Annotated in this window: 20 protein-coding genes and 1 tRNA gene; 17 read left to right on the forward strand and 4 right to left on the reverse strand. The window is 54.9% G+C overall.

The features are described from left to right. Positions 1-26 precede the first annotated feature (26 nt). The gene (locus tag FWJ25_RS16760; RefSeq protein ID WP_149601417.1) at positions 27-665 is read left to right on the forward strand and encodes a LysE family translocator; all 639 of its coding nucleotides are present in this window, start codon (positions 27-29) and stop codon (positions 663-665) included. 79 nt (positions 666-744) lie between these two features. Here the strand turns inward: FWJ25_RS16760 and fdxA are convergent, their stop codons facing one another. Together fdxA and mutS are read right to left on the reverse strand one after the other, a co-directional pair. Then, positions 745-1,068 carry a ferredoxin FdxA gene (gene fdxA / locus FWJ25_RS16765; RefSeq protein ID WP_149601418.1) on the reverse strand — a complete coding sequence of 108 codons (324 nt, stop codon included), beginning with the start codon at positions 1,066-1,068 and terminating at the stop codon, positions 745-747. Between the two features lie 172 nt (positions 1,069-1,240). Further along, on the reverse strand, positions 1,241-3,865 hold the full coding sequence (gene mutS / locus FWJ25_RS16770) for a DNA mismatch repair protein MutS (protein ID WP_149601419.1): 2,625 nt from the start codon (positions 3,863-3,865) through the stop codon (positions 1,241-1,243). An 85-nt stretch (positions 3,866-3,950) separates the two neighbouring features. Between mutS and FWJ25_RS16775 the strand changes: the two genes are divergently transcribed. The 6 genes from FWJ25_RS16775 to FWJ25_RS16800 all read left to right on the forward strand — a co-directional run bounded on the left by FWJ25_RS16775 (position 3,951) and on the right by FWJ25_RS16800 (position 11,002). Then, on the forward strand, positions 3,951-4,451 hold the full coding sequence (locus FWJ25_RS16775; protein WP_149601420.1) for a CinA family protein: 501 nt from the start codon (positions 3,951-3,953) through the stop codon (positions 4,449-4,451). Positions 4,452-4,627: 176 nt separating this feature from the next. Next, positions 4,628-5,668: a recombinase RecA gene (recA, locus tag FWJ25_RS16780; protein ID WP_149601421.1), complete on the forward strand. Its 1,041-nt coding sequence runs from the start codon at positions 4,628-4,630 to the stop codon at positions 5,666-5,668. A 21-nt stretch (positions 5,669-5,689) separates the two neighbouring features. After that, on the forward strand, positions 5,690-6,160 hold the full coding sequence (locus FWJ25_RS16785; protein WP_149601422.1) for a flavodoxin family protein: 471 nt from the start codon (positions 5,690-5,692) through the stop codon (positions 6,158-6,160). 129 nt (positions 6,161-6,289) lie between these two features. Then, entirely contained in the window at positions 6,290-8,698 is a 2,409-nt protein-coding gene (locus FWJ25_RS16790; protein ID WP_149601423.1) for a Lon protease family protein, read from the forward strand. 39 nt (positions 8,699-8,737) lie between these two features. Continuing rightward, positions 8,738-9,364 (forward strand): response regulator FixJ, encoded by a 627-nt coding sequence (gene fixJ / locus FWJ25_RS16795; RefSeq protein ID WP_149601424.1) that lies wholly within the window; start codon positions 8,738-8,740, stop codon positions 9,362-9,364. Positions 9,365-9,409: 45 nt separating this feature from the next. Further along, positions 9,410-11,002, forward strand: coding sequence for an ATP-binding response regulator (locus tag FWJ25_RS16800; protein ID WP_149601425.1), 1,593 nt, complete (start codon positions 9,410-9,412; stop codon positions 11,000-11,002). A 27-nt stretch (positions 11,003-11,029) separates the two neighbouring features. On the opposite strand, the gene FWJ25_RS16805 is transcribed toward FWJ25_RS16800, so the two are convergent. Continuing rightward, positions 11,030-11,908, reverse strand: a complete 879-nt coding sequence (locus tag FWJ25_RS16805; protein ID WP_149601426.1) for a MaoC/PaaZ C-terminal domain-containing protein — start codon at positions 11,906-11,908, stop codon at positions 11,030-11,032. A 244-nt stretch (positions 11,909-12,152) separates the two neighbouring features. On the opposite strand from FWJ25_RS16805, the gene FWJ25_RS16810 reads away from it, so the two are divergent. Next, positions 12,153-13,184, forward strand: a complete 1,032-nt coding sequence (locus FWJ25_RS16810; RefSeq protein ID WP_149601427.1) for an AraC family transcriptional regulator — start codon at positions 12,153-12,155, stop codon at positions 13,182-13,184. A 138-nt stretch (positions 13,185-13,322) separates the two neighbouring features. Then, a tRNA-Asp gene (locus FWJ25_RS16815) sits at positions 13,323-13,399 on the forward strand. Positions 13,400-13,596: 197 nt separating this feature from the next. Here FWJ25_RS16815 and FWJ25_RS16820 read toward each other — a convergent pair. Then, positions 13,597-14,652, reverse strand: a complete 1,056-nt coding sequence (locus tag FWJ25_RS16820; protein ID WP_149601428.1) for an AraC family transcriptional regulator — start codon at positions 14,650-14,652, stop codon at positions 13,597-13,599. Positions 14,653-14,790: 138 nt separating this feature from the next. On the opposite strand from FWJ25_RS16820, the gene FWJ25_RS16825 reads away from it, so the two are divergent. The 8 genes from FWJ25_RS16825 (at position 14,791) to pepN (ending at position 25,190) form a co-directional block, all read left to right on the forward strand. Continuing rightward, positions 14,791-16,860: an NADPH-dependent 2,4-dienoyl-CoA reductase gene (locus FWJ25_RS16825; protein WP_149601429.1), complete on the forward strand. Its 2,070-nt coding sequence runs from the start codon at positions 14,791-14,793 to the stop codon at positions 16,858-16,860. Positions 16,861-16,984: 124 nt separating this feature from the next. Further along, entirely contained in the window at positions 16,985-18,220 is a 1,236-nt protein-coding gene (locus FWJ25_RS16830; protein WP_149601430.1) for a DNA repair protein, read from the forward strand. Between the two features lie 110 nt (positions 18,221-18,330). After that, complete coding sequence (locus tag FWJ25_RS16835; RefSeq protein WP_149601431.1) at positions 18,331-19,215, forward strand: NAD(+) kinase; 885 nt, start codon at positions 18,331-18,333, stop codon at positions 19,213-19,215. Between the two features lie 2 nt (positions 19,216-19,217). Then, positions 19,218-20,231, forward strand: coding sequence for a metallophosphoesterase (locus FWJ25_RS16840; RefSeq protein WP_149601432.1), 1,014 nt, complete (start codon positions 19,218-19,220; stop codon positions 20,229-20,231). Between the two features lie 53 nt (positions 20,232-20,284). Next, positions 20,285-21,139 (forward strand): rhomboid family intramembrane serine protease, encoded by an 855-nt coding sequence (locus FWJ25_RS16845; RefSeq protein ID WP_223163264.1) that lies wholly within the window; start codon positions 20,285-20,287, stop codon positions 21,137-21,139. A gap of 181 nt (positions 21,140-21,320) precedes the next feature. Beyond that, positions 21,321-21,629: a YeaC family protein gene (locus FWJ25_RS16850; protein WP_149601433.1), complete on the forward strand. Its 309-nt coding sequence runs from the start codon at positions 21,321-21,323 to the stop codon at positions 21,627-21,629. Beyond that, positions 21,626-22,465, forward strand: coding sequence for a DUF2797 domain-containing protein (locus FWJ25_RS16855; RefSeq protein WP_149601434.1), 840 nt, complete (start codon positions 21,626-21,628; stop codon positions 22,463-22,465). Before FWJ25_RS16850 ends, FWJ25_RS16855 begins: the two co-directional genes overlap by 4 nt. 82 nt (positions 22,466-22,547) lie before the next feature. Continuing rightward, on the forward strand, positions 22,548-25,190 hold the full coding sequence (pepN, locus tag FWJ25_RS16860; RefSeq protein ID WP_149601435.1) for an aminopeptidase N: 2,643 nt from the start codon (positions 22,548-22,550) through the stop codon (positions 25,188-25,190). The last annotated feature ends 7 nt before the right edge of the window (positions 25,191-25,197 follow it).

Here is a 25,197-nt window from a genome sequence, read left to right on the forward strand (position 1 = left end):
GGCTGAGCCTCCGGTGATGCCGGAGGTTGTTTGTGTTTTCTGACCTGTTCTTGGCCTATCTGGCCGCTATCACTCTGCTCACCATAACGCCCGGGGTTGATACCCTGTTGGTGATGCGCAATACCGGCCGTGGCGGGTTGAGGGATGGGTGTATTACCAGTGCCGGGATATGTACCGGGTTGTTCATTCATGCCTCACTGTCTGCCCTGGGTATTTCAATTCTCCTGGTTGAAACCGCGTGGGCATTTTCGATCCTGAAATGGGCCGGCGCGATCTATCTGGTCTGGCTGGGTATTGGTTCCCTGCGTAGCGCCATGGCTCGCGATCGTCAGACTCCTGAGCAAGTGCCTGAGCCGACGCCTCAAGGGTTCTCTGCCATGACCGCCTTCCGGGAAGGTTTGTTGTCCAATGTTCTGAATCCCAAAACAGCCCTGTTCTATATGGCGTTGTTACCGCAGTTTATCGACCCCGCGGGCAGTGCCTTCCAGCAGTCGCTGGTGCTGGCCGGGATTCATTTTGTGTTGGCCATGATCTGGCAGTGCGGACTGGCCTGGACGGTCGTGCGGTTTCGCGGAGTCGGGTCACACCCGAAAATTCGTAAGGGACTCAATGTCCTGACTGGCGGTTTTTTTGTGGTTATCGGGGTAAAGCTGGCCTCGACCTAGAGCCGGGGATGGGCAGGATCAAGAATACGAAAAAGGGGAAGCCATTGGCTTCCCCTTTTTCGTAACGGCCGCAAGAGCCTTATTTTTCCAGATACTGGAGCTTGTCCGGCTTGCCGTCCCACTCTTCTGCATCTGGCAGAGGATCTTTCTTCTCGGTGATGTTCGGCCACTTGCCGGCCAGATCCGCATTAATCTCCACGAATTGCGTCTGATCTGCGGGCAGTTCGTCTTCGGAGAAAATGGCTTCAGCCGGGCACTCGGGCTCACACAGAGCACAGTCGATACACTCGTCCGGATCAATTACCAGAAAGTTCGGGCCTTCGTAGAAGCAGTCTACCGGGCAGACTTCCACGCAGTCGGTGTATTTGCACTTGATGCAGTTATCAGTAACGATAAACGCCATAGTCAGATCCCTGGTCCAATGGTCAATCTCATCGGGAGCTCTAAACAGGCTCCATGGTTATGTTTTAATGCGCGATATTGTAGGGAGCGCCCCGCGAGCCCGCAAGCATTGGGCCGCTATATCGTTATTACATAGGTCAAATTTGCGGTAATTTCCTGCTTCTGACCTCTGATCAGTGCCCCATCAGATCCTTCAACTCATAGAGTCGGTTCAGTGCTTCTCTGGGTGTCAGATCGTCCAGATCCAGAGATTTCAGTGCGGTTTCTACGGCGCTGGGCTCAAGGCTCGCAAACATATCACCTTGCAGGATCGGTTCGGCGACGTTGGTCGTGTGCTTCTTTGCCGGTGCCTGAGGCTGTTGTGTGGCTGCCGCCGGGGCCGCTGGCGTTGCGCTACCTTCGAGATGAGCCAGCTGGTCTTTGGCGTTGCGGATAACATCCTGAGGCACTCCCGCGAGCTTGGCGACCTGCAGCCCGTAGCTCTGGCTGGCCGGGCCATCATGCACATTGTGCAGGAACACGATGCTGTCGTCGTGCTCTGTGGCGGTCAGATGAACGTTTACAGCGTGATCCAGATCATCGGCCAGTTGGGTCAGTTCAAAATAGTGGGTGGCGAACAACGTATAGCAGCGAATGTTTTTGGCCAGGTGCTCTGCGGTGGCCCAGGCCAGTGAAAGGCCGTCAAAGGTGCTGGTTCCCCGGCCAATCTCATCCATCAATACGAGGCTGTGTTCCGTGGCGTTGTGCAGGATGTTGGCGGTTTCCGTCATTTCTACCATGAAGGTAGAGCGGCCACCGGCGATATCGTCGGAGGAGCCCATGCGGGTGAAAATCCGGTCTACGGGGCCAAGTACAGCTCGATTGGCCGGTACAAAGCTGCCGGTATAGGCCAGCAGGGCGATGAGCGCGGCCTGGCGCATGTAGGTCGATTTACCGCCCATGTTAGGGCCGGTAATCACCAGCATTCGGCGTTTGGCGTCCATCAGCAGGTTGTTTGGTACGAAGGGTTCGTCCAGCAGTTGCTCGACCACTGGGTGCCGGCCTTCTTCGATGTCAAAGCCCGGGGACTCGGTGAATTCCGGTGCACAGAAGCGCAGGCTTGTTGCCCGCTCTGCGAAGTTGCTGAGAACATCCAGTTCTGCCAACGCCTGAGCTGCATCCTGTAGGGGGGCGAGCTGGGCCGCGACGGATTCCAGCACCTCATCGTAGAGGCCTTTTTCCCGGGCCAGTGCCCGGCTTTTGGCACTCAGGGCCTTATCCTCGAATTCCTTGAGCTCGGGGGTAATAAAACGTTCAGCGTTTTTCAGGGTCTGACGTCGGATATAGTCAACAGGCGCTTGCTCGGATTGTGCGCGACTGATCTCGATGTAGTAGCCGTGCACACGGTTGTAGCCGACTTTCAGGGTGCTGATGCCAGTGCGTTCCCGTTCCCGTGTCTCGACATCCAGCAGATATTGGCCGGCGTTTTCGCTGATGTTGCGCAGTTCGTCCAGCTCTTCGTCGAATCCCTCCCGGATCACTCCACCCTCCCGGATGACGACGGGCGGGTTATCGATAATGGCCCGTTCCAGAAGGTCAGCCAGTTCCGGATACTCGCTGATGGTGACCGCCAGTTTTTCCACATGGTGGGAGTTGATGGGCCGCAGGGTTTCCTGAAGTTGAGGTAACGCCAGGAACGCATCCCGAAGACGGGCCAGGTCCCGCGGCCGGGCAGAGCGCAGTGCAACCCGGGAAAGAACCCGTTCGATATCTCCCACGGCCTTGAGGAGATCGTGTACGGGCTCATAGTGAAAACCGTCAAGCAGCGCCGCGACCGCCTGCTGACGCTGCTCAACCACCTCTGTATCGCGCAAGGGCCGGTTCAGCCAGCGTCGAAGTTCCCGGCCGCCCATGGCCGTAGCCGTTCGGTCCATCACCCAGGCGAGGGTGTACTGGTGCCCGCCCATCAGATTGGTATCGATCTCCAGATTACGGCGGCTGGCGGCATCGAGTACCACTGCCTCATCCCGGCGTTCCCGGGTGAGCTTGCGGATGTGGGGCAGGGCGGTGCGCTGGGTTTCGCGAGCATACTGAAGCAGGCAGCCTGCCGCACAAATGGCCAGTGTCAGGTCCTCACAGCCGAAGCCGGTAAGATCCCGCACCTGCAACTGATCAGTGATGATCCTGTGTGCTGTATCGGATTCAAATAACCACGGCCCCTGCCTGCGGATGCCGGAAAAACCTTCGAGAATGTCCTCGAAAGGAAAATCTTCGCTGATCAGGATCTCTGCCGGACGAAGGCGTTGCAGTTCGCCTTGGAGAGCTTCCAGATTTTCCAGCTCCGAAACCGCAAAACGGCCGCTGGAGATGTCCAGGGAGGCAAAACCGAACTGCTCGCGCTGGTTATAGATCGCCACCAGCAGGTTGTCCCTCCGGTCTTCCAGGTAGGCGTCGTCACTCAGCGTGCCCGGTGTAACAATGCGCACGACCTGCCGTTCAACCGGGCCTTTGCTGGTGGCGGGATCGCCAATCTGTTCGCAGATAGCGATGGATTGACCGGCGCGAACCAGGCGGGCAATGTAGCCTTCTGAGGAGTGAAACGGGATGCCCGCCATTGGAATTGGGTTGCCGCCCGACTGACCGCGCGCTGTCAGCGTAATGTCCATCAATTCGGCCGCTTTTTTTGCGTCCTCATAGAACAGCTCGTAGAAGTCACCCATGCGGTAGAACACCAACTCATTGGGATGCTGCCCCTTTATTTTCAGGTACTGCTGCATCATTGGTGTGTGTTTCGAAAGATCGGTCTGAGCTGCTGACATGGACGGTCCGATTTATGTTGCGTTCATGGGATGAAGCGGGGAATTGTAAGAAAATAATGCCCGGGATGAAATGAAGGAGAATACGATGCCGGTTTCTGATGCTGAAATGGGTGATGCAGCAATCACGCTTGGGGAGTTGCTGGAGGGGCAGGGCCGTATGATCGTGACGGCCGAGAGTTGCACTGGAGGCTGGGTTGCCAAGACGCTGACGGATAAAGCTGGCTCCTCAGCTTATGTCACGGGTGGCCTGGTGACCTACAGCAACGAAGCTAAAATCCGCTTGCTGGGGGTGAGTGAGCAATCTCTGGATATATATGGAGCGGTGAGTGAAGCGGTGGTCCGGGAAATGGTTGCGGGCGCTGTGTCAGCCACCGGCTCGGATGTGGCCGTGGCAATCAGTGGAGTTGCAGGCCCTGGTGGAGGCAGCAAGGAAAAGCCCGTTGGTACGGTCTGGTTTGCCTGGGGGACCGGGGCAGACAGAACGGAAACCGGATTAAAACATTTTGAGGGCAATCGCGATGACGTGCGCCGGCAGGCCGTTTTGTTCGCTCTGCAGTCAGTGACAGGCTTCCTGGAGCGGCTGTAACATTTTTCTTGATCTGGTTCCCGATTGGGGGCTTGGTCTCCCGATCTGCTTATGTTTTAATACTGTTCAAATATACAGGAAAACAACTGTGGGTACGGTACAGAATTCCTGATTTATCATTCCGTGACCGGAGCTGTTGAGTGCTCCGGAGCCAGGCGACAGAGGGTTAGAGAGCAATGGAAGACAACCGCAAGAAGGCATTGGGTGCAGCACTGAGTCAGATTGAGCGTCAGTTCGGCAAGGGCGCGGTGATGAAAATGGGCGATCAGCCCCGTGAAGCCATTCCTGCTGTCTCCACTGGCTCCCTTGGCCTTGATGTGGCTCTGGGGATTGGCGGTCTGCCGTACGGTCGTATCGTCGAGATTTACGGTCCGGAAAGCTCTGGTAAAACCACGCTGACACTGCAGGTGATTGCTGAAGCCCAGAAGCAGGGCAAGACCTGTGCCTTCGTGGATGCGGAACATGCTCTGGATCCGATTTATGCCGAGAAACTGGGCGTGAATGTTGACGAGTTACTGGTTTCCCAGCCGGATACCGGCGAGCAGGCGTTGGAAATCGCTGATATGCTGGTTCGCTCCAATGCCGTAGATGTGATCATCGTTGACTCTGTTGCCGCTTTGACACCGAAGGCAGAAATTGAAGGCGAGATGGGTGATAGCCACGTTGGCTTGCAGGCTCGCCTGATGTCTCAGGCACTGCGTAAGCTCACCGGTAGCGTCAAACAGGCTAACTGCCTGATGGTGTTCATCAACCAGATCCGTATGAAGATTGGGGTAATGTTCGGGTCGCCAGAAACAACCACAGGTGGTAACGCACTGAAGTTCTATTCCTCTGTACGTCTGGATATTCGCCGCATTGGTTCAGTGAAAGACGGGGATGAAGTGGTTGGTAACGAAACGCGGGTGAAAGTGGTCAAGAACAAGGTGTCTCCGCCATTCCGTCAGGCCGAGTTCCAGATCATGTACGGCAAGGGTATCTACCACATGGCCGAGGTTCTGGACATGGGCGTTAAAGAGGGCTTTGTGGACAAATCCGGAGCTTGGTACGCCTATAATGGTGACAAGATCGGCCAAGGTAAGGCTAATGCCTGCAAATTCCTCGAAGAAAACATGGATATGGCCATCGAAATTGAAGCCAAGGTTCGTGAAAAGCTGATGCCTCAACCGGTCAAGAAAGAGGCTGAAGCGCCGGCAGAAGCCAATGGAGAGCTTCTCTAATAACTGAACACGGGAGGGGGTATGACTGACAAAAAAACATTGCTGATTGTCGCGCATGCTCCTTCCCCGAACACTCTGCGCCTGCGGGATGCCGTAGGCCAGGGTGCCCGCCATGAAGATATCGAGAACGTTGAGGTGGTTACCCTCGCGCCACTCGATACCACCCCTGAAGACGTCCTGGGCTGTGATGCCATCATCCTCGGAACTACCGAAAATCTTGGTTACATGAGTGGTGCTCTGAAGGATTTTTTTGACCGCTGCTACTACCCTTGTCTTGAGAAAACTCAGGGCCTTCCCTTTGCTTTTTATATTCGTGCGGGCCACGACGGCACGGGAACTCGCAGGGCGATTGAAAGTATTACCACTGGTCTGCGTTGGAAGTTGGTGCAGGAGCCACTGGTATGCCGCGGTGACTACACGGATGTATTTGAAGAGCAGTGCCGCGAGCTGGGTCTTTATGTGTCTGCCAGTCTGGATGCAGGGTTGATCTGACCTTTAGCTTGATGGCCTGCGGTTGTTTCTGGCGGTTATCGGCGGCGAAATCTCTCTGACACACGCGACAGGGGCGCCCGCAGAATCTACAATGACCGGCCAATGATACAAACGTTACAGGACCAAACCTTGAAGTCACTGTCTCTTCATCAGCTCTACAAAGCCTGCGTACTGAAAGACCTGCCATTCAAAACCACCCGACAGCTTGAGCCGTTGTCTGAAATTGTGGGCCAGAATCGCGCCCAGGAAGCGGTCCGGTTTGCCCTTGCCATGCCTCACGGCGGCTACAACGTCTATGCGGTAGGTCGGAATGGCCTTGGAAAACGTACCATGATGCTTCGATACCTGGAGCACCATGTTGATACCGAGCAGCAGAGCCATGACTGGTGCTATGTGGCGAACTTCGAGGAGCCCCGTACTCCGAGGCTGTTGAAGCTTCCTGGCGGGGAGGGCACTCAGCTCAAGCAGGATCTGGAAAAACTGATGGCTCGCCTGGTCAAGGTGATTCCCCAGACCTTCGACAGTGACACCTTCCTTGAGCGCGCCGAGCAGTTGAAGAATGACTACGGCAAAAGACAGGAAGATGAGCTTGAAAAGGTGGCAACGCAGGCAAAACGGAAAAAGGTAAGCCTGACCGTGACTACGCCGGGCGGTTATCGCCTGGTGGCCATGAACGGTGATGAACCTCATACCGCTGAGTCGTTTCAGGCCCTGACCGAACAGCAGCGCGACAAGTTTGAAGACTCCATCAACAAGCTGGAAAAGAAGTTACGCCAGGCAGTACGCAAGGTTGCGGATCTTGAACAGGAATACGCAGACAAGCAGCAGGCATTGAATCAGGAAACCCTGGAAGGTGTTTCCGGGCACCAGATTGATGACCTGATTGAGAAATATGGCAAGCTGCCTGATGTTGTGGCTTTCCTTGAGGCAATCCGTAACGACCTTGAAGAAAACCTCGATATCTTCCTCGAGGATAACGAAGAACAGGCCGCTATTGCCTATGCCTCGCTGGACAAGAAGATGCCTCGCCGGTATCTGGTGAACCTGTTGGTGCATCAGAAAACCAATGAGGTGCCGGTGGTGGTCGAGGATAACCCGACCTACCACAATTTGTTTGGGTATGTAGAAAACGTTACCTACAAAGGCACGGTGTTTACAGATTTCTCCCTGATCCGCCCCGGTAGTCTGCATAAAGCCAACGGCGGTTACCTACTGATGGATGCCATTAAGGTGTTGGAGCAGCCTTTTGTCTGGGATGGCCTTAAGCGGGCATTGCGATCCAGGTCCATTCAGATCAATTCCCTGGAGCGGGAGTTGACGCTGTCCGGCACTATTTCCATCGAGCCGGAGGCGGTGCCTCTCGACGTGAAAATAGTGCTCTTCGGAGACAGGGAAACCTGGATGTTGCTGCAGGAATACGATTCCGAGTTTGCGGAGTTGTTCCGGGTGACCGCCGATTTCGAGAATGAAATGTATCGGACGGACGAGAGTCAGTTGCTGTATGCCAAGTTCATCGCCAGTCTTGTGAGCGAGAAGAAGCTGTTGCATTGTTCCAATAAGGCCGTGGCAAGGGTGATAGAGCATAGTGCTCGCATGGCCGAACATCAGGAACGGCTGTCACTTCATGCGGCCGATATCGCTAACTTGCTGCGGGAGTCTGACTTCTGGGCCCGCCAGGCTGGTGCAAAGCTGATTCAGGATTCTCACGTGGAACAGGCCCTGGAAAGTGCCAAATACCGCAGCAGCCGTATTCGCGACCAGTTTTATGATTCAATCCGCGACGGTTCCACGCTGGTATCGACTGACGGAACCTGTGTTGGTCAGGTGAACGCGCTGTCTGTACTCTCAACGGGAGGTTTCGAGTTTGGGCTTTCAAACCGGGTAACGGCCACCTGTTATTACGGTGATGGCGCGGTGATGGATATCGAAAGGGATGTAAAGCTTGGCGGTAATATCCACTCCAAGGGGGTCATGATCCTGAGTTCCTGGCTGGCATCGCATTTTGCCGTGACTGACCCTATGCACCTTTCGGCAAGCCTCACCTTTGAGCAGAATTACGGTGAGGTGGACGGCGACAGTGCGTCACTCGCTGAGTTGTGTGCGCTTATTTCTTCGTTGTCCGAGTTGCCGGTTCGTCAGGATCTGGCAATGACTGGCTCGGTGAACCAGTTTGGTGAAGTGCAGCCGATTGGTGGAGTTAACGAAAAAGTGGAAGGCTTTTTCGAAACCTGTAAGCTGAAGGGCGGTTTAAACGGTAGTCAGGGCGTGATTATTCCGACGACCAATGTCCAGAACCTGATGCTCAGCAGTGAAGTGGTTCAGGCGGTGCGTGCAGGCAAGTTTTCTGTCTATGCAGTTGACCATCTTGAACAGGCCGTCACACTGTTACTGAATAAACCTGCAGGTAAGGCGGATGCCAACGGCCGGTACCCGAAGCAAAGCGTTTTTGGCATTATTCAGCAAAGGCTCGACAAGATGCGCGAACATGAGCGCCAGGAGCAAGCGCGGGACGAACAGAAAGATCCGTCAATCCACTGACCGGACACCATAAGAAAGCGGACAGGAGAGAATGCATCCATGACTGATATCCAGCAGACGGTATTTGTAGTAGAGGACGATGAAGCGGTTCGCGATTCCCTGGAGCTGTTGCTGAAATCTGATAGTAAACCGGTAAAAACCTATGAGAACGCCACGGTCTTTCTGAAAGATTATTCCGACAAGATGGCCGGGTGCATCGTTCTGGATATCCGGATGCCGGGTATGGATGGCATGGAGCTCCAGAAAAAGCTCAACGAGAAGCACTCCATTCTCCCGATTATCTTTGTGACCGGTCACGGTGATGTTCCCATGGCGGTAGATGCCATGAAGGAAGGCGCGGTTGATTTTATCCAGAAGCCGTATCGCGAGGAGGCTCTGCTGGAAAAGATCGAAGCCGCTCTGGAGCAGGACCGCGAGCAGCGTAAGACTCTGGACGAAAAACAGGAAATCATCCGTCGCGTGAAGAGCCTGACTCCCCGTGAGCATGAGATCATGGATCGGATGATCGCCGGCCAGGCCAACAAGGTCATCGCGATCGAACTTGAAATCAGCCAGCGGACTGTAGAGATCCACCGCTCCCGGGTTATGCACAAGATGGGCACTCATTCCCTTGCACATCTGGTTCGTATGGTCCTGTCCGTAAAGGACCTTATCGACGCACGGTGATGTCACCGGCATTATAAGGTGATGTTTTCAACCGGCCCTGTGTATATGACTGAAGCTGTCAGTGAGAACTCTGAGGTAACGGTTCTGTTGGTGGATGATAATCCCCAGAACCTGAAAGTCCTCTATGAGACCCTGAAAGACAAAGGCTACCGCCTGCTCATCGCCAATGAGGGTGAGAAAGCGCTGGATCTGGCCAGTCGCCACCAGCCTGAAGTGATCCTGCTCGACATCATGATGCCGGAAATGGATGGCTATGAGGTTTGCTCACGTCTCAAATCGGACCCGGCGACGGCGGACTGTGCAGTGGTTTTCCTTTCCGCGCTGGATGATCTGCAGGCCAAGGTCAAAGGTTTTTCTCTTGGTGGGGCGGATTACATATCCAAACCATTCCAGTCTCAGGAAGTGATTGCCCGGGTGAAAACCCATGCTCAGGTTATTCGTCTCGAGCGCGAGCTTCAGGCCCGGAACCGTGAGCTGCAGGGCGATCAGACCCGCATCCTTAACTCCATCAGTGAAGGCATTTACGGCCTTGATGAAAATGGCGTCATCGAGTTTGCGAACCCGGCTGCAGCAACAATCATGGGTTGTCCGGTCGACGAGTTGGTGGGGCGAAGTTTCTTTGAAACCCATTTTGCCACTGCGTGTGATGGAACCGATGGTTTGCCTGCCCGGGCGACGTGCGAGAAGGGTATTGCCGAGAACCAGCGGGATATTCGGATGCGGCGCATTGATGGTAGCTGTTTCCCGGCAGAATATCGGTCGACACCCAAGCTGGATAATGGCGAGTTGCATGGTGCGGTTGTCGTTTTCCGGGACGTGACTATCGAACTGGAAAACGAGGCCGAGCTTGAAGCAGCGAGGGCCCTGGTACAGGAGCAGCGAGATCAGTTGGCTCACGCATCCCGTCTGACCACGATGGGGGAAATGGCGGCCGGTTTTGCTCACGAGATCAATCAGCCTCTTACTGCCATTACCAATTACGCCCGGGTTTCCAAGCGGATGATGGCAAAGGAATCGCCGGACCTGGAGCTGCTGGGCGAAACTCTGGACAAGATTGAGGCGCAGTCTCACCGGGCAAGCGAGATCATCCGCAGGATCCGGAGCTTTATGAAAAAGCCGGCTACGGGAAAGGAAGTCATTTCCGTGCCTACTCTGCTGGAAGATACCCGCCAGTTTGCTGAAGTGGATATGAGGAATAACGAAGGCGGTATCGCGCTTTCTGTACCTGATGGCCTGCCGGATGTTGCTGCGGATCCAATTCAGGTTCAGCAGGTTGCTTTGAATCTCATCCGGAATGCCCTGGAAGCGACGCGCAGTGCCGACGCCTCGGACCCTGTTGAGGTCAGCGCCAGGGTTGTATCAACTGGCTGCGTTCGCATTGAGGTGCGGGATCATGGAATTGGTCTGCCGCCTGATGCGGAAGAAAAGCTGTTTCTGCCGTTTTATACCACCAAATCTGAAGGCATGGGTATCGGGCTGGCGACCTGTCGCTCCCTGATTCAGGCGCAGGGTGGTGATATTGGTTTTGAACGCCCCGATAGTGGCGGAGCGCTGTTTTTCTTCACTCTGCCTGCAGTTGGTGCCGAAGGGGAGAGTGTATGCGAGGTCTCCCAATCTTTGCCGGCAGGCGATTCTTGAGGGTTGGCTGCAACCCTCAAAGCTCACTCACAGCCATTCGACGTTGCCTGTCAGGTGTGGTGCATCACCTGTGCCATTGAGCAGTTGATAGTCCCAGCGTGATTTTCCGCTTTGCCAATTCAATTGCGCCGTGCCCGGTAGGAATAGCGGTTTCTTGAATTGGCAACTTACCCTGAACGCCCCTGACATCCAGTTTTCCTGCTGTTCCAGCAACGCCAGCACATGAGCCTTGCTCCACATTCCGTGTGCAATCGCCCGCGGGAACCCGAACGCTTTTGCGGTTAGAGCATGCAGGTGGATGGGATTGCGATCCCCGGAAACGCTGGCGTATTGGCGCCCGATAGATTCGGCTGCATCGATGCTGAGGGTATTCGGATAGCGTTCCAGTTTTGGTGGCGAGACCTTTTCCCCTGGGTTGCCCTCCGTCCTGTCTGCCTGCCGGAACAGGTTGACACTTGATTCTTCCCAGACCAGCTTGCCTGCCGAGTAGGCCTCCGTGATCAGGTCGAATTCTATTCCACGGGCTGTGCTCTCTTGCTTGCCAAACCGTACGTCGATATCTAGATTTTCACCACAGGCGATATCCCGGTGTTGGGTGATGGTATTTCGCAGGTGTACTAGCCCAAGGAGAGGCAACGGAAAGCGGTTGTCGGTCAGTAGCTTCAGGTGCAGGGGGAAAGCCAGGATGTGGGGCCAGGTAGCCGGTATCCGGCGCCTTGTCTGAAAGCCGCATATACTCTGGTAGCGGGGTAGGGATTTAGTTGAGGTTGCGGCGCCCATAAGGCGCGCGCTCAGGTCAGGGATGATAGTGGGCGAATCTTTTTTGCCGGATTTGGCTTGCAGAGCCCGTGCGTACAGAGGAATAAGGGCGGGTGGATGGTTGTGATATACAGCAGTGTCGGTCATAAGTGGGCTCCTCAACCCTGAATTCCTGTAAGCATTTGTATGAAGGCAGAGACGTAAGTGGCGGAAATTTTTACATTCCGGTACACCTGTGCCTGCGTGGCCTGATATGCTCTAATGTAAGACCATGGTCTAAGGCGTTTTGATCAGTCTGGCAAACGTGTCGGGGGCAGGCATTGACCTGACACGCCCCTTTGACTGTCCGGTGGGTCAAAGCAGTAACCAATAATTAAAAAAGTGGGATCTTATGCACGAACTTCGTGACGCGGGTGTGATGTTACGCCTGATTTATGAGGCGATGAAAAAGCAAGGCATAGATACCGATGCAATTTTCAGTCGCTTGGGTGTCGACGAAAATTACGTTTATACCGAGCAACTGAGAACACCACACAGTGCTCAGCTGTATTTCTGGCAGGCTGTGGAAGATGTGTCCGGTGATCCGGATGTCGGTCTCCACCTCGGCCCCCTGCTACCGGCTTACAAAGGGCAGGTGCTGGAATACCTGTTCCTGAGCAGTCCGACGTTTGGCGAGGGGCTGCGAAGGGCGCAGAACTATCAGAGATTGCTGAGTGATGCCGCCAATACCGGGTTCTTCATCGAAGGTGATGAAGCTTGTATGGTGCTGGATGCGGCCTCTGAAGAAGTGAGTCGCCTGCGTCACTTCAATGAGTGTTTCGTCCAGGGTCTGATCACCTTTTTCAAGACCATTACCGACAATACCTTCCAACCGTCCCGTATTGAGTTTGAGCATGAACGCAGAGAAGGGCAGGAGCACGCGGCGGATGTGCTCGGCTGTGAAGTTGTGTTCGGGGCAGAAGAAAATCGCCTCTATTTCCCGGTCAGTTTGCTGACCCATCCGTCTCCCCATGCAGAGCCCATGTTGCTTGACCTTCACGAACGCTTTGCCAGTGAGCAGGTGGCTCGGCTGGAGAAGAAGGACATCGTGGGGCAGGTTGAGAGAATTGTGGCCGAACTGCTAGATAGCGGTGAGGTGACTCTGGATGCCGTGGCGGAGCGCTTGGGCATCAAGCCTCGTACTCTTCGTACCCGGCTGACGGAAGCGGAAACCAGCTTCAACCAGGTGCTGGCAGATTTTCGCTATCGTCTGGCCAGGCAGTTGCTGGCAACGACCGATGAGTCTATCGACGAGATTGTCTATCTGACTGGATTTTCCGAACCCAGCACCTTCTACCGTGCCTTCAAACGCTGGTCGAACATGACGCCGATTGAGTACCGGAAGACCGCTCAGGGCAAGGATGCGATGGTCGACGCTATGTAGAAAAAAACGCTTTTTCTGATTTTTTTTCTGAAAAAGCGTTGACATGGGGAAGGGGGTCTATATAATGCGCCCTCGTTGTCACCGAGCAGTCACACCCCTGATTGCAAAGCCTTTTTGGCAAGACGTGACAACCAGCGCGGAGCGGTAGTTCAGCTGGTTAGAATACCGGCCTGTCACGCCGGGGGTCGCGGGTTCGAGTCCCGTCCGCTCCGCCATTTTTTCCTCTCTGTTTTTATTTCCCCTCTTGTCATATTTCTGTCACATTCTGGCTATACGCTTGTCCTGACATTAACCTGAGGACAGCCCCATGCTTGAATATGAAGAAGAGCTGATTGAATGTCAGTTTGAAGAATTCGACGACGATGATGTCCAGGATGACGCTACTGAGCTCTAATTCTGCTGATACACCGTGTTAATCCCTCTCTGATTGCCATCTGAATTGTTGCCTGTGTTCGCCGGGGCTTATCCCGAACCACCTCCTGTACGCTTTGTGGAAGGCCGCTGGATTTGCAAAGCCCAGCAACCAGGCTGTCTCTGACAGTGAACTGTCTGTTTCCCGAATATAGTCCCGTGCTAACTGCTTTCTGGTGTCATCCAGCAAGGCCTTGAACGTTGTGCCTTCCCTTGCCAGTTGCCGTTGTAGAGTCCAGGGAGCAATACCTAATTTACCCGCGATGGTCTCAAGGCCAGGTGTTTCGCCCCGGAACATTGGCGTCAGAAGGTTTTTTACCCTGTCCCCGGTTGTCCAGCCCCGTTTTATTTGTTGAATCCCGGTGTCACACATCTCGCACAATCTGCTGTGCATGGCTGGTTGTGCTTCCAGAGAGGGGTGCGACCAGATCTCCCCCTTGAACGTGACCTGGTTTTTGGGCGCATCGAATCGCACCGGGCAACGAAACCAGCCTTCAAACAAGTCATCCAGCCCCAATGAGGGGTATTCGATCGACACATACTCCAGAACGTCACACTGGCCTGTGAGGTGACGGGTAAACTGTGTCCAGGCGGCAAGCACTGAATCGACGACAAAGTAGTTGAAACGGTTATAGGGACGTATGGAGTAAAAGCTCACCGTTCGCTCTGCTTGCTCAATAGAAGCGCTGCCCCGGCTGTTCTGGCTGGTGAGCAAGGCATAGCGAATCAGGCTGCTGAAGGCGAGCTCTACTGTATTGGCGGAGGCTCCGGCGAGACCCGCAAGGCCGTAGTCTACTGGTCGGCTCAATGTCCCCATGTGAAGGCCCAGAGCGGGGTTGCCTGTCATTTCGATGGCGGCCTGACCTAGCCGCATGAAGCGGGAGATACTGATGCGGGCTTCCGGTGAGCTTAGTGTGGCATCGCTGAGCTTGAAACGATGCTTGAGAGCCTCGATATCCGCACCTTCCTCCTCGGCTGCGCGAAACAGGATGGTGGCGTAGAGAATGCTTATATCGCCCAGAGCGTTATGGGCTGTCTGTCGCGTTGTGTGGGGCATTGGTTTGTCAGAAATGTTATTCAGGAATAGCAAAATGTTATCTCTGGATATTGTTTGTGGCAAGGTGCGGGGGTAGCTTTACCGAATACACAAGAGATGGGCTTTACCCATTCCTGTCCCATGATGAGGAGAGTACGTATGACCGCAACCGCTACCCCGGGAGTTCGTAAATATCCCAACCTGCTGGAACCACTGGATCTGGGTTTTACCAAGCTTCGTAACCGGACTTTGATGGGCTCCATGCATACCGGGCTTGAGGAGGCGAAGAATGGTTTTGAGCGTCTTGCTGAATTTTACGCAGAGCGGGCTCGGGGCGGCGTGGGCCTGATTGTCACCGGTGGTATTGCTCCGAATGTTGAGGGTGGGGTTTTCCAGCATGCTGCGAAAATGACGACCGATGCAGAGGTTGAACAACACCGGGTTATTACCAGTGCTGTCCACGATGCCGGGGGCAAGATCTGTATGCAGATCCTTCATGCCGGTCGCTATGCTTATTCGCCGGAGTCGGTTGCACCCTCCGCCATTCAGGCGCCCATCAATCCGTTCAAGCCAAAGGAACTGGATGAGGAGGGCATTGAGAAGCAGATCCAGGATTATGCTGAGTGTGCAGCGCTGGCCCAGCGTGCTGGCTACGATGGCGTCGAAATCATGGGGTCAGAGGGCTATTTCATTAATCAGTTCATTGTCTCCCATACCAACCATCGTACCGATCGTTGGGGTGGCAGTTACGAAAATCGTATCCGACTGCCGCTGGAGGTCGTTCGTCGTGTGCGCGAACGGGTCGGGGAAAATTTTATCCTGGTTTATCGTCTGTCGATGCTGGATTTGATCGAAAATGGCAGCACCTGGGAAGAAGTGGTGCAACTGGCCAAGGGGATTGAAAAAGCGGGCGCCACGATCATTAATACGGGGATCGGTTGGCATGAGGCCAGAGTTCCGACAATTGCTACCTCCGTTCCGAGGGCGGCATTCACCAAGGTGACGGCTCGTCTGAAGGGGGAGGTCAGTATTCCGTTGGTGACCACAAACCGGATCAACATGCCGGACGTGGCCGAAAAGGTTCTGGCAGAGGGTGATGCGGATATGGTGTCCATGGCGCGTCCATTCCTGGCAGACGCAGAGCTCGTGCTGAAGGCGGAGGAAGACCGGGCAGATGAGATTAACACCTGTATCGGCTGTAACCAGGCATGCCTTGATCACACCTTTGGCGGAAAACTCACCTCTTGCCTGGTAAACCCTCGCGCGTGCCATGAAACAGAGCTGGCATATGTAAAAACGGCTGCGCCGAAATCCATTGCAGTTGTGGGTGCAGGTCCCGCAGGGCTGGCATTCGCCACAGTCGCTGCGGAGCGTGGTCATAACGTTACCCTGTTTGATGCTGCCAGCGAAATTGGTGGTCAGTTTAACGTTGCCAAACGCATTCCCGGCAAAGAAGAGTTTTACGAAACTTTGCGCTATTTTCGGGTGATGCTCGACAAACACGGCGTCGACGTTCGCTTGGAAACCCGGGTGAGCGTTGAGGATCTCAAGGCCGGCGGGTTCGACGAAGTCATCCTGGCAACGGGTATCGAACCGCGTACTCCTGATATCGAGGGTGTTGATCATCCGAAAGTGATCAGCTATCTGGACGCCATCCTCGAACGTAAGCCGGTGGGCCAGAGGGTGGCTGTTATCGGTGCTGGTGGTATCGGCTTTGACGTGTCCGAGTTCATTGTTCATAGCGGCAAATCGGCCTCTCTGGATGTCGGCCACTTCATGCGTGAATGGGGCGTGGACCTCAGTGTTGAGCATCGCGGTGGTATTCAGGGTGTGGCGCCAGAGATGCCTGAGCCTGCGCGCGAGGTTTATCTGCTTCAGCGTAAGGCGTCCAAGGTGGGCAAGAACCTTGGCAAGACAACCGGCTGGATTCACCGTACTTCCCTCAAGCACTATCAGGTTCAGATGGTGCCCGGAGTCAGCTATCGCCGGATTGATGACGAAGGCCTGCATGTGACCATTACTCCGAAAGGTGCGGAGCATGGCGAGGATCGGATATTGCCGGTAGATACGGTCATTATTTGTGCCGGGCAGGACCCCCTGCGAGAGTTGCAGGCAGGGCTTGAGTCCGCAGGGTTGCCGGTACACCTGATCGGCGGCGCAGATGTGGCTGCGGAACTGGATGCCAAGAGGGCGATTGATCAGGGTAGCCGGTTGGCTGCGGAGATCTGATTACAGGTTTTTTACCGTTTCGATCACAAAACGTTGCACTTTTTCCCTGTGCACCGGAGATTGTCTGGCTAGACTGTTATTCTTGGGTCTGGCCAGACAATTTTTTATTTTTGGGGAGTAGCAAATGGTATCTGCCGACCAGGCGACTGATGGTTATTCGGCGGTGTTCTTTATGGAAGGCGGACAGGTGGCGCGCCAGATGCGTGCCACTGAATTTGGAGCCTTCCTTGACGGTTATGTTGGGTTGTCAGACCTGGCTGAAACCGATGTTCGGGCGGTTCTGGTCGATCTGACACCGGATCTGCTCGTTCGCTCCCTGGTATTCTTTCGGATCTGGTTTGATGAAGAGGGACGAGCGGATTCCAGTTGGAATGTGCCTATAGAGAACCTGGCCCTAAAGGGAGCCAAAGGTCCGGATATGGGGGTCGGGCCTATACGTCTCGTGTGCCGGAGCCAATGCCCGGATCCCTCCTTTGCTGATGATCTCTGGGACCCGGACATGACTCCGGGGAGCAACCATTTTCAGGCGATCCGCAAAGCCATTGAAGCGAACGCTCTCAAGTTCAAAAAAATTGAGCCGGAGCCGGAAGACATCCCTGTACTTAAAGCGGAGAAAGAGGAGCCTGAAGACGCTGGTGTCACGGCGGACCGTTCACGTCTTGCCCAGTTGATCCGGGAACAACGTCTGAGGATCAAGACGCTCCAGAGCGTGCACAGGGATTCCCTGTCGGAAATTCAGCGTGAGCATCGATTGGAGCTTCAGGCCCTGCGAAGCGACTTTTCGGATATTGAGCAGAAATACGAGCGCCAGCGCCTGACCAATGAGCAGCTTAAAAACCGCCTGTCTGAGCGCAATGAGCAGTACCTGGAGTTGCAGGAGGAAGTGGCTTCGGGCAGTGAAGACAAGAAGCGTGACGAAGCCAATACCGATGCTGAGGTGGTGCTACTCCGTGAACAGTTGGAGCGGCGGCAGAGAGAGCTGGAACTGCGTGATGAGAAAATCGTGGCGCTGGAACAGGAAAACCACGAACTCCGTGAGCGAGAGCCTGAGGAAGGCTCTGTCATGGCAGAGCTGCAGAAGCAATCTGTATTCCTGGTGGCTTACCATCCTGGCGTCGGCCACATTACCCTGCCGTATAGTGACATTGAAACCTACTTTAACAACCCGGTGGCCTACGCTGCCGAGCGTTGTGGTATGAACGAACCTGCCTATCGGGAATGGCTGGAGCATTACGAAAATCCGGTTTGTGGCCATACCGGCGACAATGGGGTGGAATGCGGTGAGCCGATAATGCGTATCAGCCTGCCTGCCGAATTCCGGCCGGGTATTGATGACCGCTGTGAGCACCACCAGTCCTGAGCCCGGATCTTTTTTCAGTATCGGGCTGACTTTCGTTAAACTGTACGAGAGATTGTCATGGGACGGTCACTCGTCATCCCCAATCGCATCCCGAGATCACAGGACACTTCATGGATCAGTTCAGGAATATTGGCGTTATTGGCCGGATGGGCAGCGTCAAGGTTGTAGAGTCACTGCGCCAGCTCAAGCAGTACCTGGTGGCCAATAACTATCACGTCATTCTGGAAGAGGACACTGCGGGCATGTTGCCCGGTCATGGATTGCAGGTCGCCAGCAAGAAACTGTTGGGAGAAATCTGCGATTTGGTGATCGTGGTCGGCGGTGACGGGAGCCTGCTCGGGGCTGCGCGGGAACTTGCCAAATCCAAGATTCCTTTGTTGGGTGTCAACCGCGGGCGGCTAGGGTTCCTGACGGATATTTCGCCCTCTGATCTGGAAGAGCGGGTTGCAAAAGTACTCGAAGGCGAATATATCGAAGAAAGCCGATTCCTTCTGGATGGGCACGTAGAACGTAACGGCCAGCCGCTGGGGTTTGGTACAGCGCTGAATGACGTGGTTCTGCATCCCGGTAAATCAACCCGGATGATCGGGTTCGATCTGTTCATCGACGGTCACTTTGTATACAGCCAGAGGTCTGACGGCCTGATCGTATCCACTCCCACCGGCTCCACAGCCTACTCATTGTCCGCGGGTGGACCGATTATGCATCCAAAACTGGATGCCATCGTACTGGTACCCATGTTCCCGCATACTCTGAGCAGCCGTCCGATCGTGGTGGATGGAAAGAGTGAAATCAAACTGGTTATCGGTGAGACCAACGAAACTTATCCCCAGGTGAGCTTCGACGGACAGATGAACATCTCCTGTGCGCCCGGGGACATCATCCGTATCACCAAAAAGCCGTTCAAGATTCGTCTGATTCACCCGACGGATCATAATTTCTATGCCACCTGCCGTGACAAGCTTGGCTGGGCGAGTGAAATAGCAGCGAGTTGATCATGGTCGGTAAAAACAAGGCCGCGAGCCGCGGTTATGACATCATCGGCGATATTCACGGTTGCGCCCATACTCTTACGGATCTGCTGGATCGCATGGGGTATCGGAAGGTAAATGGTGTTTATCAGCACGCGCGTCGGCAGGTTATTTTCATCGGTGACATTATCGATCGTGGCCCCCGTATCCGGGAGGCTCTGCATATCGTCAGAGATATGGTCGAACATGGTTCGGCGCGGATTGTCATGGGTAATCACGAATACAACGCCCTTGGGTATTGCACCAGAGCCCGGCCAGGTAGCGGGAAGAAATGGCTGCGAGAACACAATCCCCGGCATGACCGCCTGATTCGGGAAACATTGGACCAGTTTGAGCACCATCCCCACGAGTGGAATGAATTCCTGGAATGGTTCTACACAATTCCTCTGTTTATAGAAGAAGATAACTTCCGGGTGGTTCATGCCTGTTGGGATGGCGACCTGATTGAGAAGTTCAAACGGACTCAGGGCGGAGCCTGCATCGACGAGGACTTTCTTCATGCCTCTGCGGCTCTCGAGTCGTTTGCAGGTCAGGTTATGGATACCCTGCTCAGGGGAACGGATCTTCGTCTTCCGGATGGTATGTCGATTACCGGGCGGGATGGTTATGTGCGTGAGTTTTTCCGCACCAAGTTCTGGGCGGATAATCCCCGTACCTATGCTGATGTGGTTTTCCAGCCGGATCCGCTACCGCCGGAAGTGGCCGCCAGAGAGCTTGCGCCCGGTGAGTACAAGCAACTGATCAGCTATCCGCTGGATGCACCTCCGGTGTTTGTTGGTCATTACTGGATGGACGGGAAACCGGCACCGCTGAAAGCTAATGTTGCCTGCCTGGACTTCAGTGCTGTGAAATACGGCAAGCTGGTCGCCTACAGGCTGGACGATGAGCGCGTTCTTTCACCGGACAAGTTTGTCTGGGTGGATGTGGAGCGGCCGGAATTGCCTGATTCTCCGGGGTACGAAGACAGTGTTGCTCGCTAGTCCTGTGTGTAAAGCTGTCAGCGGTCGGTTTCCAGTGTGAGGCGAGGTTGTTTGTGTATCGTGTAAAGCAGTTGGATACATCGGTGAATCTCGCCGGTTTCAGTCAGTGGTTACGGGAGCAGGGAGTTGCCCACCGGATCAGTGAGGAGGGTGGGTTTCAGGTTTTATGGCTTGAAAATCCGGACCATGCCGAGCCGGTTCTTGCAGCACTGGATCGTTTTCTTGCCGAACCCGCATTGCGTCAGGCCGTAGAGCAGCAGAATCGTTCTCCGGTGCATGTCGGTGGGCGTTGGCAGCCAGCGCCCAGGCACGCTCCGGTGGTGCTCGGTGTGATCGTTGTAGCCGTGCTGCTGGCGTGGGTAACCGCCATGGGGCGGAACGAATTCGCGGCGTTGATGATGTTTATTGATCCACGCTACTACGACTGGTCAACGTTTGCGCTCCGGCTGGATGCCGTGACGGACAGCCTCTCCGGCGGTCAGGTCTGGCGCCTTATCTCTCCGGACTTTCTGCACTTCAGCTGGACTCACATTATTTTCAACTCAGTCATGCTGTGGTTTCTGGGTAGCCAGATTGAGTGGTTTGATGGTCGTGCACGCCTGCTGGTTCTGTTTCTGGGCACCAGTATTTTCTCGAATGGACTTCAGTTTCTTGTTTCGGGACCCTTGTTTGGCGGGCTCTCTGGCGTCGTGTACGGTATTCTTGGGTATTGCTGGCTCAGTCAGAGAAAAGCACCAAGGTTCCAGTTTCCGCCGGCATTGGTCACCTTTGCGGTGGGATGGATGGTCATTGGTTTTACTCCCCTGCCAGAAGTCTTAGGGTTGGGGCGAATGGCCAACGAGGCGCATCTTGGTGGTTTTGTCGCCGGTCTTCTGCTGGCGGCATTAATGCCTGCCCGGCGGCTCTGAAGAGGCAGTCAGGCAAAAAAAAGCCCCACCGAAGGGTGAGGCTGAAAAGAGCATTTAGCTCCTGATGAGAGAGACCAAATGAAACGACCGTTGTCATTTGGTGGGTTAATGATAATTATTATCGTTTGCAGTTGTCAAACGATTACAGCATGTTTTTCAGAACTTTTTTCGGGAGGCCGAAATGACATACGACGAATTGATTGAGCGGCTGGATCCGAACGTCTACCGCAGTCTTCGCCAGTCCATTGAGCTGGGGAAATGGCCGGATGGCAGTAAGCTTACCCGGGAGCAGCGGGAAATCAGCCTGCAGGCGGTGATCTATTACGAAAATCTTCATAACGTTCCGGAAACCGATCGGACTGGTTTTATCGATCGGGGTGAAAAGGCCGGTACGGCTTGCGATCCGTCCGTTCAGTTTATGGGGGGCAATAGTGCCGCAAAAACGAGTGGCGACATCGACCCGGACCAGTTTGTAGAGGTCAAGTCTTGAGCGAAAGCATCGACGTAACCGGTCGTTTCCGGAAAATGCCTGTTGAGGCGGGCAACCCCGTGACCTACACCATTGCGGTGGGTGAGCATCGCGTGCCTCTGAATGATCTCGTCGGCAAGTCTGTGAAGATCGACTTTGACGGTGTTATCCGTTGCATTAACTGTGACCGGGTGACCAAAAAGAGCTTCAATCAGGGCTTTTGCTACCCGTGCTTCCGCAAGCTGGCAGCCTGTGATAGCTGCATCATGAGCCCAGAAAAATGCCACTTCTATCTGGGAACCTGCCGGGAGCCGGAGTGGGGTGAGACTCACTGCATGGTTGAGCATGTGGTTTATCTGGCCAACTCGTCCGGGCTCAAAGTCGGTATTACTAGGGCAACTCAGGTTCCCACCCGCTGGATCGATCAGGGGGCGGTTGAGGCGATCCCGATGCTGCGAGTCGCCAGCCGATACCTGGCCGGTCTGGTGGAGGTTGCGTGCAAGAGTCACGTAGCTGATCGCACCAACTGGCGGGCCATGCTCAAAGGCGATGTGCCCGAAGTGGATCTGGTCCAGGAGCGTGAGCGCATGCTTGGACTGATAGCCGATGATCTTGCCGCATTGCGGGAAACCCATGGTGACAAGTCAATATGGGCGGTGGATGAGAGTGGGTTAAGCCTGAGTTATCCGGTTCAGGTCTGGCCGGAGAAGGTCAAAACCCATAATCTTGATAAAACGCCGGAAGTGGAGGGTGTTCTTGAGGGCATCAAGGGCCAGTACCTCATTCTGGATACCGGTGTAATCAATATTCGTAAATACACCGGATACGAAGTGCGTTTCAGGGTAGACGGCGACTGATCGCCGGCCCCTTGCGAATCTGATCAATTCTCCGTTGCCGTCTTGTGCAGCAGGGTGCAGAGAAATCTGGAGACAATCATCAATGCGTACTAACCAGCCGAAGACCATTTACCTGAGCGAATATCGCGTACCGGCGTATCTGGTGGATACCGTCGATCTTAGGTTTGAGCTGTTCGAGGACGGCGCACGGGTGCACAGTACCCTGTCTGTTCGCCGGAACCCGGAGTCTGAGGCGGGTGCTGTTCCTCTCGAACTGGATGGTGACAGCCTGAAACTCGAATCGGTATCCCTTGATGGTGTTCCGCTGGCTCAAGGGCAGTTCGAGGATCAGGGTGACCGGTTGGTGGTTAGTCAGGTTCCTGAGTCATTCGAGCTGACGGTAGTGACCTGGATTGAACCCCAGAACAACACTCGCCTTGAAGGACTGTACAAGTCATCCGGGATGTTCTGTACCCAATGTGAAGCAGAAGGTTTCCGCTGCATCACCTTCTTCCCGGATCGTCCCGACGTTATGTCTCGCTTCCGCACCCGCATTGAGGCGGATAGTAAGTCATACCCGGTTCTGCTCTCCAACGGTAATGATGTTGAGCGCGGTGATTTGCCCGATGGGCGCCACTTTGTCACCTGGGAAGACCCCTTCCCGAAGCCGTGTTACCTGTTTGCACTGGTCGCCGGGGATCTGGTGGAAAAGCGTGACAGCTTTAAGACCTGTTCCGGCCGCGACATCGATCTGCGTATGTACGTTGAGCCGAGGAACGCCGAAAAGTGCGATCACGCGATGGACTCTCTCAAACGATCCATGCGTTGGGATGAAGAGGTCTACGGCCGTGAGTACGACCTGGATATCTTCATGATCGTCGCCGTTGATGACTTCAACATGGGGGCGATGGAAAACAAGGGACTGAACATCTTCAACTCGTCGTGTGTGCTTGCCAGTCAGGAAACGGCAACCGACCTGGCTTTTCAGCGTATTGAAGCCATTGTTGCCCACGAGTATTTCCATAACTGGTCCGGTAACCGGGTAACCTGTCGGGACTGGTTTCAGTTGAGTCTCAAAGAAGGTTTCACGGTGTTCCGTGATTCCTGCTTCTCGGCGGATACCGGCTCTCCAACCGTTAAGCGCATTGAGGATGTCACTCTGTTGCGCACAGCTCAGTTTGCGGAAGATGCGGGTCCGATGGCCCATCCCGTGCGTCCATCGTCGTACATGGAAATTTCAAACTTCTACACCCTGACCATTTATGAAAAGGGCGCAGAAGTGGTCCGGATGATTCATATCCTGTTGGGTCCGGAAATGTTCCGTAAAGGTAGCGACCTGTATTTCGAGCGTCACGATGGCCAGGCAGTGACGACTGATGATTTCTTGCAGGCTATGGAGGATGCGTCTGGCCGCGATCTCAGTCAGTTCCGGCGCTGGTACGAGCAAGCGGGGACTCCGGTTCTGGAAGTCTCCGACGAGTTTGATGCAAATGCCTGCGTTTATCGGCTGAGCATTCGCCAGCAGATTCCGGATACGCCGGGGCAGACGAACAAACAGCCGCAGCACATCCCATTTGCTCTGGGGTTGCTCGGAAACCGCGGCCAGGCGCTACCGCTCAGGCTTGTGGCAGGTGAAGTCGATGCGCCGGCTGAACGGGTGCTTGAATTGACTGAAACGGAACATACCTTTGAGTTCCACGGCATTGACGAGCATCCGGTGCCGTCACTTTTGAGGGATTTCTCGGCACCGGTACGGGTGCGTTATCCATGGAGTCGGGAACAGCTGCTGTTTTTGATGAGCCACGATCCCGATGGATTCAACCGCTGGGATGCAGGCCAGCGGCTGGCTGTTGATGTGATTCAGGAGTTGGTCGGCGCGTCGAAAGATGTAGCGGTCGATCCCCGTTTGGTAACGGCCTATGGCCATCTTGTGTCTGATGCGTCGCTGGATCAGGCGCTGGTGGCCAAGATGCTGCAGCTTCCGTCCGAGGCCTATCTGATCGAACTGGCGGATGCAGCAGATGCGCCGGCGATTCACGCTGCCCGAGAACGGGTTGTGAAGCATCTGGCAATTGCACTGAGGGATGAACTGGTGGCCTGCTATCGCCGCAATGCAGAGAGCGAAGCCTATCAGGTCACTCCGGAGCAGATTGCCCGACGGAGTTTGCGGAATACCGCGTTGTCCTGGCTGCTGTTGATCAATGATGAAGAAGGCCGGGAACTCGCTGTGCGCCAGTTCCGGGATGCCGATAACATGACTGACCGAATGGGTGCATTAAGAGCGCTGGTGAATTCAGATTACGAGGACGAGCGTGATCGGGTTCTGTCTGAGTTCTATACGCGTTTCCAGGATGACCCGCAGGTTATTGAACAGTGGTTCTCAGTCCAGGCCGCCAGCGACCGGGCAGGAAGCCTGCCTCAGATTCGCGCGTTGTTGGAACACGAAGCGTTCGACTGGAAAAATCCGAACAAGGTACGTTCAGTGATCGGAGCGTTTGCGGGCCAGAACCTCGCCGAGTTTCACCGTGCTGACGGTTCGGGGTATGACTTCCTGGCGGAGCAGGTTTGCCGGCTTGATGACAGCAACCCGCAAATCGCGGCTCGCCTGGTGACTCCACTGACTCGCTGGAAGAAGTTTGCCCCGGCTTATGGCGAACGCATGAAGGCTGGTCTGGAGCTGATTCGGGATAAATCGGGCCTGTCCCGTGACGTCTACGAAGTGGTTCACAAGAGCCTGGCTGACTGACGATGCC

This window comes from Marinobacter salinexigens (assembly GCF_008370345.1).
GTDB lineage: Bacteria > Pseudomonadota > Gammaproteobacteria > Pseudomonadales > Oleiphilaceae > Marinobacter > Marinobacter salinexigens.

Coding starts and splice junctions, on each gene's coding strand:
- FWJ25_RS16775 (WP_149601420.1), top strand. CDS start 3,951: ATGCCGGTTTCTGATGCTGAAATGGGTGATGCAGCAATCACGCTTGGG.
- FWJ25_RS16835 (WP_149601431.1), top strand. CDS start 18,331: ATGGATCAGTTCAGGAATATTGGCGTTATTGGCCGGATGGGCAGCGTC.
- FWJ25_RS16850 (WP_149601433.1), top strand. CDS start 21,321: ATGACATACGACGAATTGATTGAGCGGCTGGATCCGAACGTCTACCGC.
- FWJ25_RS16785 (WP_149601422.1), top strand. CDS start 5,690: ATGACTGACAAAAAAACATTGCTGATTGTCGCGCATGCTCCTTCCCCG.
- FWJ25_RS16840 (WP_149601432.1), top strand. CDS start 19,218: ATGGTCGGTAAAAACAAGGCCGCGAGCCGCGGTTATGACATCATCGGC.
- FWJ25_RS16825 (WP_149601429.1), top strand. CDS start 14,791: ATGACCGCAACCGCTACCCCGGGAGTTCGTAAATATCCCAACCTGCTG.
- FWJ25_RS16805 (WP_149601426.1), bottom strand. CDS start 11,908: ATGACCGACACTGCTGTATATCACAACCATCCACCCGCCCTTATTCCT.
- FWJ25_RS16820 (WP_149601428.1), bottom strand. CDS start 14,652: ATGCCCCACACAACGCGACAGACAGCCCATAACGCTCTGGGCGATATA.
- fixJ (WP_149601424.1), top strand. CDS start 8,738: ATGACTGATATCCAGCAGACGGTATTTGTAGTAGAGGACGATGAAGCG.
- FWJ25_RS16800 (WP_149601425.1), top strand. CDS start 9,410: ATGACTGAAGCTGTCAGTGAGAACTCTGAGGTAACGGTTCTGTTGGTG.
- recA (WP_149601421.1), top strand. CDS start 4,628: ATGGAAGACAACCGCAAGAAGGCATTGGGTGCAGCACTGAGTCAGATT.
- mutS (WP_149601419.1), bottom strand. CDS start 3,865: ATGTCAGCAGCTCAGACCGATCTTTCGAAACACACACCAATGATGCAG.
- FWJ25_RS16810 (WP_149601427.1), top strand. CDS start 12,153: ATGCACGAACTTCGTGACGCGGGTGTGATGTTACGCCTGATTTATGAG.
- fdxA (WP_149601418.1), bottom strand. CDS start 1,068: ATGGCGTTTATCGTTACTGATAACTGCATCAAGTGCAAATACACCGAC.
- pepN (WP_149601435.1), top strand. CDS start 22,548: ATGCGTACTAACCAGCCGAAGACCATTTACCTGAGCGAATATCGCGTA.
- FWJ25_RS16830 (WP_149601430.1), top strand. CDS start 16,985: ATGGTATCTGCCGACCAGGCGACTGATGGTTATTCGGCGGTGTTCTTT.